The following is a 2,306-nucleotide window of genomic DNA, read 5'->3' on the forward strand; positions in this document are numbered from 1 at the left end:
TTAGGTCTTTCTATCAGTCACGATGTTGTCGTCCAGCAACATCGCGGAGAACTAAAAGTCGAAACAGAAGTAGGAAAATACACAGAGTTTATCATCACATTGCCGAAAAAAATAGCAGAAATTAAGGAGTTAAGAAATTGAAAGTAATGGTTGTAGACGAGCAAGATATTCAGTTATTGTTCAAGAATTCGGGTAAGAATAAGTGTTAAAGATAATGGACCGAGGATATCGAGGCAAGTTAAGGGGAATTAAACAAAAAATCAGGGTAAAGCCTGGCAAAATCTAGATCGCGATCGCATTTACCTAATTTCTTTGTAATACCGGAAGTCCCCCAAAACCGAACGACTTAATCGGGTGAGAGCAAGTCCCGGCGAAAACACATCATCATTCAAGGGAACCTATGGCGATTATTTTTCAGAAATAGCTAGAAACTTGGGTTACGATAATGACAACCAGCGATCCGCTGGTCATAAAAGCTAGCAAAAATACTTAACAGAAATAAAGTTGAACTCTATAAAGCGGAACATCGGGGTGGCGACAGCAAAATCCAAAAAATAATAGGTAAAACTGATGGCGATCGGCATCCGACACCAGCCGGAAAACGGCTACAACTCAGAACCTGCTCAGCCTTCCCCAAGAGAAAATCTCAATAGGCGATCGCTCATGCGCCTCCAGCCAACCCTAACGACCCTGGAAACCTGGGGGTTCGGCCTTACGGGTCATCTGCTATGGATTAGCGCTGCACCGGCCATACACGCCGCTCTTGGCCCTCAAGCTATTTTCGTCTGGTTGCCAGCAACAATTGTGGCCATGCTGCTGAACTTTCAGATGCAAAGCTTGGGCAGGCAGTGGCCAGAGATGTCAGGAGGAACGCCCAACTACACCGCGCGGCTGCTGAAAAACTATCCCTGGTTGGCTAGGTATGGGGCGATTGGATACTTTTTTAGTTGGTTAGCGGTGACAACGATCAACGCCCTGATCGTCACAGCCCTGATCGAAGCCAACCTCAAACCATTAGGGATTTCATGTCCTGATTTAGTTCTGAAAATTGGCTTTACGGCGATCGCCTTTATTGTGGCGTTTAGTGGCACCCGCGCCTTAAGTATCCTGCATTTATGTTTCGTTCTACCCGCAGCCGGATTCCTGTTTGTTTTTTGCACTCAAGGCATCGGCTGGTTAGCACTATCCCCAGATAGCCCTGGCTTTTTCCCCAGCAGTTGGCCTAGCTTTTCCTTTGTTGAATGGGCAAAATGGTACTTTTTCGCCGTCTACGCTGCTTACGCCTGTGAAAGTGCTGCCTCGTTTGTCGCTGATAGCAAACGACCCGGGGAGACTTTGCGGTTTCTGAGCTTTGCGGCTTGGTTGATTCCTATTGCCTATCTTGGTGGTTCCTGGGTACTGATGCGCTTGGCAACAGAACCTGGATTAAAAGACGACACATTCTTAAACCTATTAGCCGCAGCTAAACTCTTCTGGGGGCCGGGGGCATCATTTATGGTGACGCTTTTGATCGTCGCTGGCTGCCTACTAAGTTCTGCCACGGCGGTTTCCAACTCTCCTCGCGTTTTGTACCAACTTGCCTTGGACGGACACCTCTCGCCAGTATTCGCTGTTGTGTCCCCAAGGGGCGTCCTCGGCCCAGCCCTTGTGCTGACGTTCTTGCTCAGTCTGATCTGTCTAGCTTGGGGAGATATAGCGCGTTTAGTAATGGTGTCCGCTACTGCCTTCGTGACCGCCTTTATGACAGTCCATTTAGGGCTATGGCTGCGTCGGGATAGGCCAGAAGTGCTATGGCCTTGGTGGTCTCTAGGCTTTTTCCTGGTGGAAACAGTTGTCCTGATCGTTGGGGGCTTGGCTTGGAACTGGCAAGACCTGCTGATTGGACTGCTTTTGCCCATCGCTATTTTGGCAGTGGATGCTGCGATACGTCGCATTGCATTTCCCCCTTTCCATCCTGCGTGGTGGATTAAGCTTTATCGGGGTCAGTCCTACAGGATAACCAAGGATTTTGTAGCGCTTCAGGTAGGCATCCTGATCTTTTTGATCTGTAGCACTGCCGCGATCGCCTGGGTGATTAGAGCCATGTTAGACGGACTTCCAGGCGATGCTTCCAATAATCTTTTGATTGTTCTGGTAATAACCGTAGGCTTTGTCGGAGTGGCCGTTGCCACCTGGACGAGTTTACCCCAAGTCGTCTCAATGGATGAAGCACGAGAGGGAGCAGAACAACTATTTACCATTGCCCTAGATGCGATCGTAGTGCTCGATGAAAATGGTGTAATTCGTCAGACTAATCCCGCTGCTGA

1 protein-coding gene is annotated in these 2,306 nt (G+C 48.7%); it reads left to right on the forward strand.

Going from position 1 to position 2,306, the window contains the following annotated elements; genetic code table 11:
* Positions 1–570: 570 nt before the first annotated feature.
* Positions 571–2,306, forward strand: a 1,736-nt coding sequence (locus QUB13_RS30245) for an APC family permease (protein ID WP_333388740.1), incomplete at its 3' end; no start/stop codon positions are given.

Source organism: Microcoleus sp. B4-D4, assembly GCF_036705185.1.
Classification (GTDB): Bacteria; Cyanobacteriota; Cyanobacteriia; order Cyanobacteriales; family Microcoleaceae; genus Microcoleus.